This window comes from Citrobacter sp. RHBSTW-00017, assembly GCF_013797615.1.
In the GTDB taxonomy this organism is placed as follows: Bacteria; Pseudomonadota; Gammaproteobacteria; order Enterobacterales; family Enterobacteriaceae; genus Citrobacter; species Citrobacter braakii.
This window is the reverse complement of sequence record NZ_CP056899.1, coordinates 364,259-381,719: the sequence shown is the minus strand read 5'-3', so window position 1 is coordinate 381,719 and position 17,461 is coordinate 364,259. Positions and strand designations below refer to the sequence as shown.

Annotated in this window: 15 protein-coding genes; 6 read left to right on the top strand and 9 right to left on the bottom strand. The window is 54.0% G+C overall.

Translation table 11 applies throughout. The annotated features are described in order from the left end of the window. Positions 1–360 precede the first annotated feature (360 nt). From hofQ to HV037_RS01690, 5 genes are read right to left on the bottom strand one after another with little or no spacing between them, the layout of a single operon-like run. Positions 361–1,608 (bottom strand): DNA uptake porin HofQ, encoded by a 1,248-nt coding sequence (hofQ, locus tag HV037_RS01710; protein WP_016157631.1) that lies wholly within the window; start codon positions 1,606–1,608, stop codon positions 361–363. Beyond that, on the bottom strand, positions 1,511–1,924 hold the full coding sequence (locus HV037_RS01705; RefSeq protein WP_016154790.1) for a HofP DNA utilization family protein: 414 nt from the start codon (positions 1,922–1,924) through the stop codon (positions 1,511–1,513). Before HV037_RS01705 ends, hofQ begins: the two co-directional genes overlap by 98 nt. Continuing rightward, the gene (locus HV037_RS01700; protein WP_080859340.1) at positions 1,914–2,369 is read right to left on the bottom strand and encodes a hypothetical protein; all 456 of its coding nucleotides are present in this window, start codon (positions 2,367–2,369) and stop codon (positions 1,914–1,916) included. The genes HV037_RS01705 and HV037_RS01700 overlap by 11 nt, the downstream gene beginning before the upstream one ends. Continuing rightward, positions 2,353–2,892, bottom strand: coding sequence for a PilN domain-containing protein (locus tag HV037_RS01695; protein WP_080859348.1), 540 nt, complete (start codon positions 2,890–2,892; stop codon positions 2,353–2,355). The genes HV037_RS01700 and HV037_RS01695 overlap by 17 nt, the downstream gene beginning before the upstream one ends. Continuing rightward, on the bottom strand, positions 2,892–3,671 hold the full coding sequence (locus HV037_RS01690; RefSeq protein ID WP_080859339.1) for a DNA utilization protein HofM: 780 nt from the start codon (positions 3,669–3,671) through the stop codon (positions 2,892–2,894). The genes HV037_RS01695 and HV037_RS01690 overlap by 1 nt, the downstream gene beginning before the upstream one ends. Before the next feature lie 120 nt (positions 3,672–3,791). Between HV037_RS01690 and mrcA the strand changes: the two genes are divergently transcribed. Next, positions 3,792–6,344 (top strand): peptidoglycan glycosyltransferase/peptidoglycan DD-transpeptidase MrcA, encoded by a 2,553-nt coding sequence (mrcA, locus tag HV037_RS01685; RefSeq protein WP_047358164.1) that lies wholly within the window; start codon positions 3,792–3,794, stop codon positions 6,342–6,344. 58 nt (positions 6,345–6,402) lie between these two features. Here the strand turns inward: mrcA and nudE are convergent, their stop codons facing one another. Beyond that, complete coding sequence (gene nudE, locus HV037_RS01680) at positions 6,403–6,963, bottom strand: ADP compounds hydrolase NudE (protein WP_016154795.1); 561 nt, start codon at positions 6,961–6,963, stop codon at positions 6,403–6,405. Positions 6,964–7,285: 322 nt separating this feature from the next. On the opposite strand from nudE, the gene igaA reads away from it, so the two are divergent. The 4 genes from igaA (at position 7,286) to hslO (ending at position 11,467) form a co-directional block, all read left to right on the top strand. Then, positions 7,286–9,421 carry an intracellular growth attenuator protein IgaA gene (igaA, locus tag HV037_RS01675; protein WP_019078148.1) on the top strand — a complete coding sequence of 712 codons (2,136 nt, stop codon included), beginning with the start codon at positions 7,286–7,288 and terminating at the stop codon, positions 9,419–9,421. 62 nt (positions 9,422–9,483) lie between these two features. Then, complete coding sequence (gene yrfG / locus HV037_RS01670; protein ID WP_103283373.1) at positions 9,484–10,152, top strand: GMP/IMP nucleotidase; 669 nt, start codon at positions 9,484–9,486, stop codon at positions 10,150–10,152. A 10-nt stretch (positions 10,153–10,162) separates the two neighbouring features. Further along, on the top strand, positions 10,163–10,564 hold the full coding sequence (gene hslR, locus HV037_RS01665; RefSeq protein WP_019078146.1) for a ribosome-associated heat shock protein Hsp15: 402 nt from the start codon (positions 10,163–10,165) through the stop codon (positions 10,562–10,564). A 24-nt stretch (positions 10,565–10,588) separates the two neighbouring features. Beyond that, the gene (gene hslO, locus HV037_RS01660; protein ID WP_016157640.1) at positions 10,589–11,467 is read left to right on the top strand and encodes an Hsp33 family molecular chaperone HslO; all 879 of its coding nucleotides are present in this window, start codon (positions 10,589–10,591) and stop codon (positions 11,465–11,467) included. Positions 11,468–11,549: 82 nt separating this feature from the next. Here hslO and HV037_RS01655 read toward each other — a convergent pair whose 3' ends face one another. Then, complete coding sequence (locus tag HV037_RS01655; protein ID WP_103283372.1) at positions 11,550–13,268, bottom strand: DUF4153 domain-containing protein; 1,719 nt, start codon at positions 13,266–13,268, stop codon at positions 11,550–11,552. 378 nt (positions 13,269–13,646) lie between these two features. Here HV037_RS01655 and pckA point away from each other — a divergent pair, with 378 nt between their 5' ends. Then, a complete protein-coding gene (pckA, locus tag HV037_RS01650) occupies positions 13,647–15,269 on the top strand; it encodes a phosphoenolpyruvate carboxykinase (ATP) (protein ID WP_016154801.1) in 1,623 nt (540 codons plus the stop codon). A gap of 74 nt (positions 15,270–15,343) precedes the next feature. On the opposite strand, the gene envZ is transcribed toward pckA, so the two are convergent. Both envZ and ompR read right to left on the bottom strand, forming a co-directional pair. Beyond that, positions 15,344–16,696, bottom strand: coding sequence for a two-component system sensor histidine kinase EnvZ (gene envZ / locus HV037_RS01645; protein ID WP_181500168.1), 1,353 nt, complete (start codon positions 16,694–16,696; stop codon positions 15,344–15,346). After that, a complete protein-coding gene (gene ompR / locus HV037_RS01640; RefSeq protein ID WP_001157751.1) occupies positions 16,693–17,412 on the bottom strand; it encodes a two-component system response regulator OmpR in 720 nt (239 codons plus the stop codon). Before ompR ends, envZ begins: the two co-directional genes overlap by 4 nt. Between the last annotated feature and the right edge of the window lie 49 nt (positions 17,413–17,461).

The following is a 17,461-nucleotide window of genomic DNA, read 5'->3' as shown; positions in this document are numbered from 1 at the left end:
CGCAGACACTCAGCGCAGCAGGACATGAACTGAAACCTCATAAGATATTGCGAGAGTCAGACTGAAAATTATCTCAATACTCAAGCGGGTTTGGCAACTGAATAAATCACCAAACCTTACGCATTTCTGGTCGTGGCAGGCATGCTACCCTGCAAACATCAGACCTGGCGACGTATCGCACAGCCAAATGACACCAAATAAGCCTATGACACACCACCAGAAAGGCAAAGCGTATTTACTGCCGCATAAGTAAAGAAAAGTACCGACACTCAAATCGGTACTCCTTGTATGCTAAATACACCCGCACGTCAAATCTCTGAAACGTGTTCAGTGCAAAAACAACGGCTTTTCATGCATAAGTTATTGCGTTGAAACCAGTCTGGGCGTAATAAAAACCACTAATTCACGCCGTTCGTCTTCTTTACCATCATGACGAAAGAGAGAGCCAAGCCAGGGGATGTCGCCCAACAGCGGCACGCTGTCGGCTGCGGATTTATTCTTATGTGAAAAAATCCCGCCCAGCGCAATCGTCTCGCCGCTTTTTACCTCGACCTGAGTTTCAATCTCCTGCTTATCAATAGCCAGAACTTCGCCATCCGCCTGCTGTAGCACCTGCCCGGGAACATTCTGGCTGATATGCAGTTTCAGTCTGATTCGTCCTTTCTGCAATACGGTGGGCGTGACTTCCATCCCTAATACAGCTTCCTTGAACTCGACGGATGTCGCGCCGCTTTCACCGCTGGAGACCTGATAAGGGATCTCACTACCCTGCTTAATACTGGCAGGTTGCAGGTGAGAAGCCAGTAAGCGTGGACTGGCGATGATGTCCAACTGCTGTTTTTGCTCCAGCGCAGACAGCTCCAGCTCGAGTAAACGACCGTTAATACGGCCAATGTTAAATCCCACACGGGATGTGGCTGTGGATACAGAAAGATCGCTGGCAAGCGTTGTGACGTTCCCCACAGCCCCCGATTGCTGTGCGTCAGCCAGCGACCACTTCACCCCCAGCTCACGCAAGCTTTTTTCATTAATCGTCACGATATGCGCCGCCAGTTCGACTTGTGCAACCGGCAGATCCATTTGCGCCACCCACGTTTCCAGTGCGTTAAGCGCAACGCTATTATCACGCAGCAGTAAGCGGTTGGTGCGTTTATCCACCGTCATACTTCCTTTGGCGCTGAGCAGCTTTTCTCCGGCTTTTGCCAGCTCGGAGGCATCAGCATATTGCAAAATGATACTGCGATGTTCCAACGGCAGGCTGGCCTGAAGCCGTGCCTGCTCATTGTCCTGACGAGCCGCATTTTCACTCTGCCATTGAACAGAATGCACATGCAGAATGTTGCCTTCCTGGCGTAATACCAGCCCGGCGCTTTTCACCACCGTTTGCAATGCCTGCTTCCAGGGCACATCCGTCAAATGCAGTGACAGCACACCGCTGACATCCGGTGAAACTACCAGGTTTTTCTTTTCCTGTTCGGCCAGCGCCTGCAATACCTGCACAACCGGCACATCATCGACCACCAGCGTCACGTTTTGTGATTTCGCCGCCAGTACGCTCTGAATCCCGACCACCAGTACGAGTACTATCCATGCCATCCATCGCTTCATTTATCGCTCCTTGTCGTTGCCACTGCCACTGCGACGGCTCGCAGTTTTTCCCTGTGTCGAGGGTTACGCTCTGGGCCGTTATCTGCGTAACCGTCCAACCGTTTTTCAGGACATCATTTCGCTCAACCCGCTGCCATTTTTTCTGGCTATCCTGAACAATGCCAATGGGTCGCGCGCCCTGGCTCAATATTCCCTGATAGCGCCATGCCGACAGCTCAGCAATTTGGCAGCGGTCCTCCGGCGGCAGGAAGGGATTACGCATACCGGTGAGTATCAGTACGCTTACGCACGCCAACAGCCAGCGTTCAACCATCATTCAGGCGCTCCAGTTGTAGTGTTAACAGCAGCTCCGCACCTTCTGCGTAAAGAGAAAACCGGCTGACGTTCATCCCTTGCTCCGCTAATTGGTCAAACATCGGCGGGATGGCATCCCAGCCTGGCTTCAGCGTCATTTCTCCTCCCTGTGCGGAGGGTTGCCAGTGGATAAGATGTGCAAGAGGAGTCTGAAACAGCAGTGGGGAGAACGGAATCAGCGTCTCTTCAAGCTCTTCTGGCGATGCCGCCAGCAGATATAAATTTCGCCATTGTGCCTGAATGGCCGCTCGTTGCTGATTTAGCGCCTCTTGTTGCATAACCCGTTTCTGCGCGGTGGAGCTGAGGCATAACATGACGACGATGAGCAGTCCCAGCATCCAGCCACCGCCGCAGATGAGCCGAAAGCGCGGCGACTGTGCTAACCAGCTATCACAAAGCGTTTTCATGCGCACCGCTCCGCATCAGTCGATAGTGGAATTGCCAGCGTCCCTGCGCATCCTGCTGCGTTTCGCCAGGGCTACCCAATTTAAACAGCGGCAGCTGGCGTAATTGCGCTTCCAGCGCCTTCAGCGCGGCAAAGCTCAGCGTGTTTCCCGTCAGTTCCAGTGTCTCCTGCTGCCAGGTTATTTTTGTTAACCACGCCCGCTCTGGCAGTAATTCCGCCAGCCCTTGCAAAACCCGCTGCCAGCTTCGGGTCTGCTCCCGCTGTTTGTTCCGCGCTTGAACCTGTTGCCATCGTTGCTGGCGCAGCTGCACACGCGGCTTTAGCGCCATTAAAGCCTCGGCCCGCGTCTTTTCGGCATCCGCTAACAACAATTCGACCTGGTTTTCTACGCTCAAAACGCTGTAATAGCGCAACAACACGCCGCTACTAAGCAGTAGCGAAGCGCCAAATAAAACACTCCAGAAGCGTAGGCAGGCGCGACGTCGCGTCTGGCGCCAGGGCAGAAGATTGATGGTCGCTATCATCAACATGTGCCTCCCATAGCGAGTCCCAGTGCAATGGTGAAGCGATGGCTTTGCGTTGGAATTGGCGGCTGGCGTACGGACACCACGCTTAGAGGATCGAAGCCGCTGGGATCGCATAGCGCAATGGCTGTCGTGGAAAGCGATAATGTCGCGGCAAGCTCGTCGATACAGCCAATATCGCCCGTTGATTTACGCCCCCATGCCGAACGGGTCGCCCATAGCCACTGGGTATCATCATGCCATACCAGACACTGATGACGTTCTGGCAGGTAAGGTATAAATCGCTGTAACGCGCTGGCATCCGGCGTAATCGCCGTAACCTGCACCTTCAACGTTTGGATAAGCGTCAGAAGCGCTGAAATCTCTTTGCTTTGCGCGGCAGTGACGTTAAACGCCGGGCTTAACGTGTCTTCGCTATAATCAAAATGCAGCGCATCCGGCGCCATATCCAGCTCACGCGCCATCGAACCGGATAACCATGCGGCTTGCTCCGGCTCGCGCAGCATCATTTCCGGACGAGGGTACTTTTTTTGTAACGTCCTGTTGGCAGGAAAGGAGAGATGAATATGGTGTCGGCGAGGAAGCTCCCGGCTCCACGGCAGTAGCGCTGCGACAAGCTGTTCAGGCTCGCGAATGTGGCCATCGACGATAACCTGAGGCGTCAGCGGTATACGCCACCAGCGCTGGAGAAACCAACCGGATGCGTCGTGAACTACGGCGACAGCCAGCGCTTCATGTTGCTGAATATGCAGACCAATTTTCCAGATATTGAAAGCCATTGCTGATGATCTCCTTATCACCCGTTGCTTTAACGGGTATATCAATGCGTCTGGCTTGCCTTTATACTACCGCGCGTTTGTTTATAAACTGCCCAAATGCCACTAAATGGGAAATCTCCAGTGAAGTTCGTAAAGTATTTATTAATCCTTGCAGTATGTTGCATCCTGCTGGGAGCAGGCTCGATTTATGGCCTCTATCGCTATATTGAGCCGCAATTACCTGACGTCGCGACGCTCAAAGATGTGCGTTTACAGATCCCGATGCAGGTTTACAGCGCTGATGGCGAGCTGATCGCGCAATATGGCGAGAAACGTCGAATCCCGGTCACCCTGGATCAGATGCCGCCGGTAATGGTTAAAGCCTTTATCGCTACCGAAGACAGTCGTTTTTATGAGCACCACGGGGTAGACCCGGTGGGGATCTTCCGTGCTGCCAGCGTCGCGCTGTTCTCCGGCCATGCATCACAAGGGGCCAGCACCATCACCCAACAGTTGGCGAGAAACTTCTTCCTGAGCCCGGAACGTACGCTGATGCGTAAGATCAAAGAAGTGTTCCTGGCGATCCGCATTGAACAACTGCTGAGTAAAGATGAGATCCTCGAACTGTATCTGAACAAGATTTACCTGGGGTATCGCGCTTATGGCGTTGGTGCTGCCGCGCAGGTCTATTTCGGTAAGACGGTTGATCAGCTCAGCTTAAGTGAAATTGCGGTGATTGCCGGTCTGCCAAAAGCGCCGTCAACCTTCAACCCCCTCTATTCGATGGAAAGGGCAACCGCGCGACGTAACGTCGTACTGTCGCGTATGTTGAGCGAAAACTACATCACGCAGGCCCAGTACGATCAGGCGCGCGGCGAAGCCATTGACGCCAACTACCACGCGCCGGAAATCGCCTTCTCCGCGCCGTATCTCTCTGAGATGGTGCGCCAGGAGATGTATAACCGTTATGGCGAGAAAGCCTATGAGGACGGGTATCGCATCACCACCACCATTACGCGCAAAGTACAGCAGGCTGCTCAGCAGGCAGTACGTAACAACGTGATGGATTACGACATGCGCCACGGTTACCGCGGCCCGTCGAACGTGCTGTGGAAAGTGGGCGAAAGCAGTTGGGACAGCAAGAAAATCACCGATACGCTGAAAGCGCTACCGACTTATGGTCCCCTGCTACCGGCGGTTGTTACCAGCGCCAATCCGCAGGAAGCCATTGCCGCGCTGGCGGATGGTACGTCAGTGTCATTACGGATGGAAGGCATGCGCTGGGCGCGTCCTTACCGCTCGGATACCCAGCAAGGCCCGACGCCGCGCAAAGTGACTGATGTGGTGCAAACCGGGCAGCAAATCTGGGTACGCCAGGTTGGCGATGCCTGGTGGCTGGCACAAGTACCGGACGTCAACTCCGCACTGGTCTCCATCAATCCGCAAAACGGCGCGGTGCTGGCGCTGGTCGGTGGTTTTGACTTCAACCAGAGCAAGTTTAACCGTGCAACCCAGGCGTTACGCCAGGTGGGTTCCAACATCAAACCATTCCTGTATACCGCCGCGATGGATAAAGGTCTGACGCTGGCGAGCATGCTCAACGACGTGCCGATCTCGCGCTGGGATGCCGGCGCGGGTTCCGACTGGCAGCCGAAGAACTCACCGCCGCAATACGCCGGTCCTATCCGCTTACGTCAGGGGCTGGGTCAGTCGAAAAACGTGGTGATGGTACGCGCCATGCGCGCGATGGGCGTGGATTACGCGGCAGAGTATCTGCAACGTTTCGGCTTCCCGGCACAGAACATTGTGCACACCGAGTCGCTGGCGCTGGGTTCTGCCTCATTCACGCCGTTGCAGGTGGCGCGCGGTTATGCAGTGATGTCGAACGGCGGCTTCCTGGTCGATCCGTATTTCATCAGTAAAATCGAAAGCGATATGGGCGGCGTTATCTTCGAGGCGAAGCCGAAAATTGCCTGTCCGGAATGCGATATTCCGGTGATTTATGGTGATACCCAGAAATCTAACGTGCTGGAAAACAGTAACGTCGAAGATGTCGCCGTCTCGCAGGAACAGCAGAATGCCGCCGTGCCTATGCCTCAGCTTGAGCAGGCAAACCAGGCGCTGGTCGCGCAAAGCGGAACGCAGGAGTACGCTCCACACGTGATCAACACGCCGCTGGCCTTCCTGATTAAAAGCGCCCTGAACACCAATATCTTTGGTGAGCCGGGCTGGATGGGAACCGGTTGGCGTGCAGGTCGCGATTTACAGCGCCATGATATCGGCGGGAAAACCGGGACCACCAACAGCTCTAAAGATGCATGGTTCTCCGGCTACGGGCCAGGCGTGGTGACGTCGGTATGGATCGGGTTTGATGACCATCGCCGCAATCTCGGACACACGACGGCTTCTGGGGCGATCAAAGACCAGATCTCCGGCTACGAAGGCGGCGCAAAGAGCGCACAGCCTGCCTGGGATGCCTATATGAAGTCCGTGCTGGAAGGCGTGCCTGAGCAGCCGCTGACACCGCCGCCGGGTATCGTGACGGTCAATATCGATCGCAGCACCGGTCAACTGGCAAGCGGTGGCAACAGCCGCGCAGAATACTTCATTGAAGGCACTCAGCCGACGCAACAGGCGGTGCATGAGGTGGGGACGACCATTATCGATAATGGTGAGACGCACGAACTGTTCTGATCCCTGACCGATCAAAAAAAGGCGCTTCGGCGCCTTTTTTATTATTTGCGAAGAGAAATTAAAGCCGCCCTTGTCCTTTCAGCCATTCGCGCACGAGGAACAGCGCACTCACATTACGCGCTTCGTGAAAGTCAGGATCTTCCAGCAGATCCATCAAATGCGCCAGCGGCCAGCGCACCTGCGGTAATGGTTCAGGCTCATCACCTTCCAGCGATTCAGGATATAAGTCCTCCGCCACCACGATGTTCATTTTGCTGGAGAAATAGGACGGCGCCATGCTGAGTTTCTTTAAAAACGTCAGATCTTTTGCGCCAAACCCCACCTCTTCTTTCAGCTCCCGATTCGCCGCTTCGTACACGCTTTCGCCAGGATCGATTAACCCCTTGGAAAAACCCAGTTCGTAAGATTCGGTCCCGACCGCGTATTCGCGGATGAGGATCAGGTGGTCGTCCACAATCGGCACAATCATTACCGCTTCACGCGTGGACGGGCGCATACGTTCATAAACGCGGCGTACGCCATTGCTGAACTCAAGGTCCACGCTTTCGACTTTAAACAGCCGGGATTGGGCGACGGTTTCCACTTTCAAAATCGTGGGTTTCTGTAATGATTTGCTCATTGTGAGGATCTTTGCTGTGAAATCTGGGGTTATTGTGCGATATACCGCACGGTTTCGGCAATGTGAATTGCCGTTTATTTACATTTATGTAACGTACTAAAAGTTAATCCCTATTTCAAATTAAAAGTCAATAGGTTGAAATAACTCCAGGAATTTGCTGATATTCCATTTTTAGTGATTTTGCTATGATTCGCATTTACTGGGCTGTACTTAAAGATGCTCAAGTTCGACTCCACACTTGCCGATAGCCAACCACAGAATCACGAATATTGAACAGGGTGCGACTGACCACGCCTGACAGACTAAGTAAGATGGGGAAAGCATGAGCACCATTCTGATTTTTTTAGCTGCTTTGCTGGCCTGCTCATTGCTTGCAGGATGGCTACTCAGAACGAAATCCAGACGGAAAAATTTACCCTTGAGCAACGTCTTCTCAGACGCCTCGAAGCGTAAACTCACGCCTGAAGAGCGCAGTGCAGTCGAAAACTATCTCGAAAGCCTTAGTCAAATTCAGCAGGTACCTGGTCCAACGGGCGCCAGCTCCGCGCCCGTGTCATTAACGCTGAATGCCCAAAGTAATAGCGTCATCGTGCTTACGCACGCGATTACACGTTACGGCATTACTACCGACGATCCTAACAAATGGCGTTACTATCTTGATTCCGTTGAGGTACATCTTCCCCCTTTCTGGGAACAATACATCAATGACGAAAACAGCGTTGAGCTAATCCACACCAATACGATACCGCTGGTTATCTCCCTGAACGGCCATACGCTGCAGGAATATATGCAGGAAGCGCGTGGCTATGCGTTACAGCACACCGCCTCTACCCAGGCGTCCATTCGCGGTGAAGAAAGCGAGCAGATTGAACTGCTGAATATTCGCCAGGAAACCCATGAAGAATATGCGCTTAGCCGCCCATCGGGATTGCGCGAGGCGTTACTGATTGCCGCATCGTTCCTGCTGTTCTTTTTCTGTTTGATAATCCCGGATACGTTTGTTCCGTGGACAGTTGGTGGCGCGGTGCTGCTGCTAGCTGCGGGTCTGTGGGGGCTGTTCGCCCCACCATCTAAAACCGCCCTGCGGGAAATTCATTGTCTGCGCGGTACGCCGCGTCGCTGGGGGCTGTTTGGCGAAAACGACCAGGAGCAAATTAATAATATCTCACTAGGTATTATTGATCTGATTTATCCACCGCACTGGCAGCCTTACATCGCACAAGATCTTGGCCAGCAAACGGATATTGATATTTATCTCGATCGCCACGTTGTTCGCCAGGGACGTTTTTTATCGCTGCATGACGAAGTCAAAAACTTCCCGTTACAGCACTGGCTGCGCAACGCCGTCATCGCGGGCGGCTCGTTGCTGGTGCTACTGATGCTGCTGTTTTGGATCCCGCTGGATATGCCGATAAAGCTTACGCTTTCCTGGATGAAGGGCGCACAAACTATCGAAGCCACCAGCGTTAAACAGCTTGAAAACGCGGGCGTTCGCGTGGGTGACACGCTGCATCTGAGCGGTACGGGTATGTGTAACATTCATACCCAGGGGAGCTGGAATGCGCAGCCTTCCGCGCCGTTTATGCCTTTCGATTGCACGCAAATTATCTGGAATGACGCGCGCGCATTACCGCTGCCTGAGTCCGATCTGGTGAATAAAGCCACCGCGCTCACGCAGGCGGTGAACCGCCAACTGCACCCCAAAGCGGATGATGACTCTCGCGTCAGCGCATCGTTACGCTCGGCAATTCAAAAGTCCGGAATGGTGTTACTGGACGATTTTGGCGAGATTGTCCTGAAAACGGCCGATCTGTGCGCGGCCAAAGATGAATGTGTACGTTTAAAAAATGCACTGGTTAACCTTGGTAACAGTAAAGACTGGACAGCGCTTGTGAAACGGGCGAACGCAGGCAAACTGGATGGCGTGAACGTGCTGCTGCGTCCGGTAAGCGCAGAGTCGTTGGATAATCTGGTGAATACCTCTACGGCGCCGTTTATTTCACGCGAGACTGCGCGAGCGGCCCAGACGCTGAATAGCCCAGCCCCTGGCGGTTTCCTGATTATCAGCGACGAAGGCAGCGATCTGGTCGATCAGCCGTGGCCGACAACCTCGCTATATGACTATCCCCCACAAGAACAGTGGAACGCCTTCCAGCGTCTGGCGCAGATGCTGATGCAGACGCCGTTTCGCGCGGAGGGGATCGTCACCAATATTTCGACCGACGCCAATGGCACCCAGCACATTGGCCTGCACCGTATCCCGGATCGTTCAGGATTATGGCGCTACCTTGGCACGACGCTGCTGATGTTCTCCATGCTCGGATGCGCTGTCTACAACAGCATACAGGCTTTCAGACGCTACCAGCGTCACCGCTCCCGCATCACGGAAATTCAGAGCTACTACGAAAGTTGCCTGAATCCAACGCTGATTGACAACCCGGAAAGCCTGATTCGATAACACGCTCTCGCGACAGGATATGCTACCCTGTCGCGCATCATGTTTTCTTCTGGGGAGTTTCCATGCAGATCAATATTGCCTGGCACGATGTCGATACCGTGTTGTTAGATATGGACGGCACGCTGCTCGACCTGGCATTCGATAACTATTTCTGGCAAAAACTGGTGCCGGAAACCTATGGCGCGAAACAGGGTATCTCTCCCCAGGAAGCCCAGGACTATATTCGTCAGCAGTATCATGCCGTGCAGCATACGCTAAACTGGTACTGCCTGGATTACTGGAGCGAATGCCTGGATCTTGATATTTGCGCCATGACAACGGAACAGGGACCGCGCGCCGTTTTGCGTGAAGATACTGTACCGTTTCTTGATGCCTTAAAAGCCAGCGGCAAGCGCCGTATTTTGCTCACCAACGCGCATCCCCATAACCTGGCGGTGAAGCTGGAGCATACCGGTCTGGCCTCACACCTTGATTTATTACTTTCCACCCACACATTTGGTTATCCCAAAGAGGATCAGCGGTTATGGCACGCTGTGGCTGAAGAAACGGGAATGAGTGCAGAGAAGACGCTGTTTATTGACGACAGCGAACCCATTCTCGACGCCGCTGCTCTGTACGGTATTCGTTACTGCCTCGGCGTGACCAATCCCGACTCAGGCATCGCGGAAAAACAGTACGCACGCCATCCGTCACTGAATGACTTCCGCCGACTGATCCCCTCACTGATGTGAAGGAGACGCCATGAAAGAAAAGCCCTCTACTGAAGTCAGGCTGGATAAATGGCTGTGGGCTGCACGCTTTTACAAAACGCGTGCGCTAGCCCGCGAAATGGTTGAAGGCGGTAAGGTGCATTACAACGGCCAGCGCAGCAAACCGAGCAAGATTGTCGAGCTGAACGCCACCCTCACCCTGCGCCAGGGAAATGACGAGCGAACGGTCATTATCAAGGCTATTACCGAGCAGCGTCGCCCGGCCACGGAAGCCGTTACGCTGTATGAAGAAACCGCGGAAAGCGTAGAAAAACGCGAAAAAGTGGCGCTGGCGCGTAAACTTAACGCGTTAACCATGCCGCACCCGGACAGGCGACCGGACAAGAAAGAGCGCCGCGACCTGTTACGATTTAAACATGGCGACAGCGAGTGACTGTCACCTGTAAGAGAGATGATTATGCCGCAACATGACCAATTACATCGTTATCTGTTTGAAAACTTTGCCGTGCGCGGCGAGCTGGTGACCGTTTCGGAAACCCTGCAACAGATCCTCGAAAATCATACTTACCCGCAGCCGGTCAAGAACGTGCTGGCTGAACTGCTGGTCGCCACCAGCCTGCTCACCGCCACGCTGAAGTTTGCCGGTGATATCACCGTACAGTTGCAGGGCGATGGTCCGCTGAGCCTGGCCGTCATTAACGGCAACAACAATCAGCAGATGCGCGGCGTGGCCCGTATGCAGGGCGATATCCCTGAAGGCGCTGATCTCAAAACGCTGGTAGGCAACGGCTACCTGGTGATCACCATTACCCCAGAAGAAGGGGAGCGCTATCAGGGCGTGGTTGGTCTGGAAGGCGACACGCTGGCCGCCTGTCTGGAAGATTACTTCATGCGTTCTGAACAGTTGCCGACACGTCTGTTTATCCGTACTGGCGACGTCGATGGCAAACCCGCTGCTGGCGGGATGCTTCTGCAGGTAATGCCGGCGCAAAACGCGCAGGCAGATGATTTCGATCACCTGACAGCCCTGACCGAAACCATCAAAACTGAAGAGCTGTTAACGCTCCCGGCCAACGAAGTGCTGTGGCGCTTGTACCACGAAGAAGAGGTTACTCTCTACGATCCGCAGGACGTTGAGTTCAAATGCACCTGTTCACGCGAACGCTGCGCTGGCGCACTGAAAACGCTGCCGGACGAAGAAGTGGACAGCATTCTGGCGGAAGAAGGCGAGATCGATATGCACTGCGATTACTGCGGGAGCCACTATCTGTTTAACGCCATGGACATTGCTGAGATCCGCAGCAACGCTTCCCCGGCGGACCCGCAGGTACATTAATCACCACTGCCTATCCGGCCCACTATCGTCGACCGGATAGGCGTTCGCACCGCCATCCATCAAAACGCTATCTGCAACACGCTCACTCGTTGTAATAATTCATCGGCAATCGGGTGCCATCAATGGTGATATCACGCCAAACTCTGGGGGCTGAATTCAGTTGATGATTCGCCACCGCCTGCAGCAGTTTATCCTTATTGAATCCTGCAGGTAGCTGACCTGATGCGATGAGTTCCCATTTATCCTCTTTCCTGGCAAAGACCAGACTCTCACCATCGCCAAAAGCATACAGCACCTGCTCAGGCTTACCATCCGCATTGAGGTCCTGATCGACCAGGACGCAAGCATCCTGCTCAACGCAGGATGTAATGCGGTAGCTCTGCCCTTTGACAAACGCCCAGAAGGTCTCATCGGGTTGCCTGCTACCTGGAGCAATCATCACTTTCGGCGCTAGTTGAGTGGTAGTCAGGTTCTGAATGGGATCGCGACGTCCTTGCAGCAGAGAATTTAAGTCGCGCCGGCGCTTACTGTCTTGGTTAAACGCCGCATCTTTTTGTAATGCCTCCAACGCCGCACGTCCCGGTTTTCCGCTCTTACCCAACATATACAGGCTGACCTGATCCGGCTTAATTTTGCCACTGTGATACAGCCCCATATGGCTGTTGACGCTGATGCGCCAGGCATCAATAACCGGCGACGACAGCAAAATCAACAGCCCCAACGCCAGCAACGAAACGCAAAGAATCACCTTCCCCTGAAGCTCAAGCGGATTGCGCCCACGGCGTAAAATACTCGCCAGATAGCCAAACGACCAGAGCAGCAGCACGCAGACCACCAGCACGCCATATAAACGCTCGGGCGTCCAACCGTACTGTTGAATTCGCACCCACAGTGACCAACCGGCAATCAGCATATAGATGGGCGCGACAACCAGGGCGCATTTGATCAGGTAGCGTAACGCGGCTGGATAGGGAAGCGCCTCTTTCCGCGGCTCGCGAACGATAGCCATCAACAGCAGCAGGAGCAGCGCCAGCGTTGACATCAACCCGGCCGCAGACACCCGCTGCGAGATAGCCTCCAGACCGGTGAAGGGCAAGGTCAGCACAAACATCAGCGCCAGCAGCGCGACCAGGGGTAACAGACCAGTGGCGATCAAAGTCAGTAACTTTTGGACCGCCGCAACCAGACGCGACTGCGTGCGGGTCAGTACCACCGCCAGTGCGGTAACCAGGCCAAAGGCCACGTAGCCAAACCAGTCGGTATCAAAGAAAAGCGTGTCGAAGAAGGTAATACCAACTAGCTTAAACATCTCGCTCCATAGCAGGAGCACCATCCAGAACAAACCGTTGGCAACAAAGACAATCAGTAACGTCAGCGCATTAAGCCACAAACTAGCATAAAACTGCGCATAGCGGGCCTGCTGGCGGGATGCGTGGAGCGAGTACTGAATCCATGGCAATGCCAGCATCGCCATCAGCAGTAAGCGCCAGCCGTACAACATAAAAATATCATTTTGCCGCCACTTATCGCTGCCCTCGACTTGCCACTTTAGCCAGACGCTCATCGCCAGCACGACAACAAAGATCAGCGCCATCCAGTACCACAGCGCACGTTGTTTGAAAGAGACAACGGTGAGTAAAAGCGCCGAAGAGAGAGCAATTGTCGCGGGCATGCCATAGAACAGCCAGCCGTCATTATGCGGCACCAGATATATCATCAGCAGGTAGCACAATATCCCCTGTAACAGGCCGATAGATATCATGCCCCAGCGAGAAGTACGTGAAAGTTCAACACTATCCATGTCGTCACCCAGAATGAAGAGAAAAGGTAATTATCGCATCAACTTCACAATTTTGAGCATTGATAGGCCGATCCCGGACCACTGCGACGGGAAGTGAATCGATATTGTTTATGTATGAGTTACGTTATTTTCTTACGTGAATGCGATTACACTCACAAGTTTCCCGCCAAAAACACTCTCTATTAACGTTTTAAGAACATTTTCCACAACAAAAAAGGGTTTCCTGCCATAATATCCGCCTCTTTGTGACAGGAGTCGCAGCGCATTCGGTTATCCGTGATTTTCCCGGATGCGTAAATCTATGAGCCTTGTCGCGGTTAGCAATCCCTAAAAAACCTTACTATTCCAGGTAATACATATTGGCTAAGGAGCAGTGAAATGCGTGTGAACAACAGTTTAACCCCGCAAGATCTCAAGGCTTATGGTATCAATGACGTTCAGGATATCGTTTACAATCCAGACTACGACACGCTTTTCCAGGAGGAACTTGATCCAAACCTGGAAGGTTATGAGCGTGGCGTGTTAACAAACCTGGGCGCCGTTGCCGTTGATACCGGTATCTTTACCGGACGTTCGCCAAAGGATAAGTATATTGTCCGTGACGACACCACGCGCGACACGCTCTGGTGGTCCGACAAAGGTAAAGGTAAGAACGACAACAAACCGCTCTCCCCGGAAACCTGGCAGCATCTGAAAGGATTAGTCACCCAGCAGCTTTCCGGCAAGCGTCTGTTTATCATTGATGCATTCTGCGGCGCTAACGCCGATACCCGCCTTTCCGTACGCTTCATTACCGAAGTAGCCTGGCAGGCGCATTTTGTTAAAAACATGTTCATCCGCCCAAGCGACGAAGAGCTGGTTGATTTCAAACCTGATTTCATCGTGATGAACGGCGCTAAATGCACTAACCCGCAGTGGAAAGAGCAGGGTCTGAACTCCGAAAACTTCGTGGCTTTCAACCTGACTGAGCGTATCCAGTTGATTGGTGGCACCTGGTACGGCGGCGAAATGAAGAAAGGTATGTTCTCCGTAATGAACTACCTGCTGCCGCTGAAAGGCATTGCCTCCATGCACTGCTCGGCAAACGTCGGGGAAAAAGGTGATGTGGCAGTCTTCTTTGGCCTGTCCGGTACAGGTAAAACAACGCTGTCCACCGATCCGAAACGCCGCCTGATTGGCGATGACGAACACGGCTGGGATGACGACGGCGTGTTTAACTTTGAAGGCGGTTGCTACGCGAAGACCATCAAACTGTCTAAAGATGCCGAGCCGGAAATCTACAACGCAATCCGTCGTGACGCGCTGCTGGAAAACGTCACCGTGCGCGCAGATGGTTCCATCGACTTCGACGACGGTTCCAAAACCGAAAACACCCGCGTGTCCTACCCGATTTATCACATCGATAACATCGTTAAGCCGGTGTCAAAAGCGGGTCACGCCACCAAAGTGATCTTCCTGACCGCCGACGCGTTTGGCGTGCTGCCGCCGGTCTCTCGTCTGACGGCAGACCAAACCCAGTACCACTTCCTGTCTGGCTTCACCGCCAAACTGGCCGGTACCGAACGTGGCGTCACCGAACCAACCCCAACCTTCTCAGCCTGCTTTGGCGCAGCATTCCTGTCACTGCACCCAACGCAGTACGCAGAAGTACTGGTGAAACGTATGCAGGCGGCAGGTGCGCAGGCATATCTGGTTAACACCGGCTGGAACGGTACCGGCAAGCGTATCTCTATCAAAGATACTCGCGCGATTATCGACGCTATCCTGAACGGTTCGCTGGATGACGCAGAAACGTTCCGTCTGCCGATGTTTGACCTGGCTATCCCAACCGAGCTGCCGGGCGTGGATACTCGCATTCTCGATCCGCGTAATACCTATGCTTCTCCGGAGCAGTGGCAGGAAAAAGCCAACGCACTGGCGAAACTGTTTATCGAGAACTTCGAGAAATACACCGATACCCCTGCGGGTGAAGCGCTGGTTAGCGCCGGACCGAAGCTGTAACGAAGAGTGCCGGATGGCGGTTTCGCCTTATCCGGCCTACAGCAACAAAAAGGGAGGCATTTCGCCTCCCTTTCTTATGCGTCTTTCATGATGCCCTGCGCGCGAGTGAAGGGAACCGGAAGCCAGGCGCGGATCGACAACCCTCCTCGTTCACTGGTGCCAATTTCCAGCATACCGTTATGGTTATCGATAATACGCTGCACAATCGCCAGACCCAGGCCCGTGCCGCTGGTACTACGCGCGCTGTCGCCGCGGACAAACGGCTGGAACAGGTGTTTACGCTGCTCCGGCTTGATGCCCGGACCATCATCTTCTACCTGGAACCAGGCGCGATGCGTCTCCGTACCGCTGCTGACCTTAATCCAGCCGTTGCCGTAACGGGCGGCGTTAACCACCATATTGGCAACCGCACGCTTGATCGACAGCGGGTGCATTTTCACCTGAATGCTGCCCGGCAGCAGCGCAGTTTCGATTTCACGTTCATAGCCGCTTTCCGCTGCGACCACTTCGCCTAACACCGAGTTCAGATCCGCCATCTCCATCGGCATCTCCTGACCGGTACGCAGATAATCGATGAACTGCTCGATAATGGCATTACACTCTTCGATGTCCTTATTGATGGATTCCGCGAGATAACCATCCTCTTCGCCCATCATTTCGGTCGCCAGACGAATACGCGTCAGCGGAGTACGTAAATCGTGGCTCACGCCCGCCATTAACAGCGTACGGTCATCGGCCAGTTGCTTCACCCCCGCGGCCATATGGTTAAAGGCACGGGTAACAGAGCGCACCTCTGAAGCGCCATACTCACGCAACGGCGGCGGAATGATACCTTTCCCCACCTGCAGCGCTGCATGTTCAAGATCCACCAGCGGTCGGTTCTGGATACGGATAAACAGCCACGCGCCACCGATAGCCAACAGCATAATCGCCAGCGTGTAGCGGAACAGCGGTGAGAAATCGCCCTGATGGATCTCCGTCAGCGGCACGCGTACCCAGATATTGGGCGACAGCCAGGTTTTCAGCCATACGACCGGCGAGCTTTTGTTCACCTCAACGCGGACTTCCGTCGGACCGCCCAGTTGCTGCGCCATCTGATGGCTTAAGAATTCATAGTGTTGCGCCCAACGCAGTCCAGCTTCTTCAGCGGCCTCGTTGGAATAGAGGGAAATACCCAGCTCACGATAAATTTCCCGGCGGAATGCGGGCGGCACCACCAGTTGCGTACCGTCCTCCAGCTGCAGTTTATCGGTCATCAGCATACGAACTTCGTAGGCCAGGACCTTATTAAACTGCTGGAGGCTCGGCAGTATCGCGAAGTTCAGCACTACCAGGTAAGTCGTCACCAGGCTGGCAAACAGCAAGGTGACGATGAGCAATAACGTGCGGGCAAACGAACTTCGTGGCGAGAAGCGCATTCGCCTCATGCTTTAGAACCGTCCGGAACAAAGACGTAGCCGAGACCCCACACGGTCTGAATGTAGCGCGGATGCGCCGGGTCCTCTTCCACCATACGACGCAGGCGAGAAATCTGGACGTCGATAGACCGCTCCATCGCTGAATATTCACGACCACGGGCCAGGTTCATCAGCTTGTCGCGGGACAGCGGCTCGCGCGGGTGGCTTACCAGCGCTTTCAGTACTGCAAATTCCCCGCTGGTGAGCGGCATTGGCTCATCTTCACGGAACATTTCACGCGTACCGAGGTTCAGTTTAAACTTACCAAAAGCAATGACCGCTTCTTCCTGAGAAGGCGCGCCCGGCAGTTCGTTCGCCTGACGACGCAGTACAGCGCGAATACGCGCCAGCAGTTCTCGCGGGTTAAACGGTTTCGGAATGTAATCGTCAGCGCCGATTTCCAGCCCAACGATACGATCGACTTCTTCACCCTTCGCCGTGACCATAATGATCGGCATCGGGTTGCTTTGACTGCGCAGGCGACGGCAAATAGACAGGCCATCTTCTCCCGGCAGCATTAAATCCAGCACCATCAGGTGAAAGGACTCACGGGTCAGCAGACGATCCATCTGCTCAGCGTTAGCGACGCTTCGAACCTGGAAGCCCTGCTCGGTCAGATAACGCTCCAGAAGCGCACGCAAGCGCATGTCGTCATCGACCACCAGAATCTTATAGTTCTCTTGCATTGTTATTACTCCCAAAGGTTCGCAACAATTAAGTGTATATTCTTAAGAA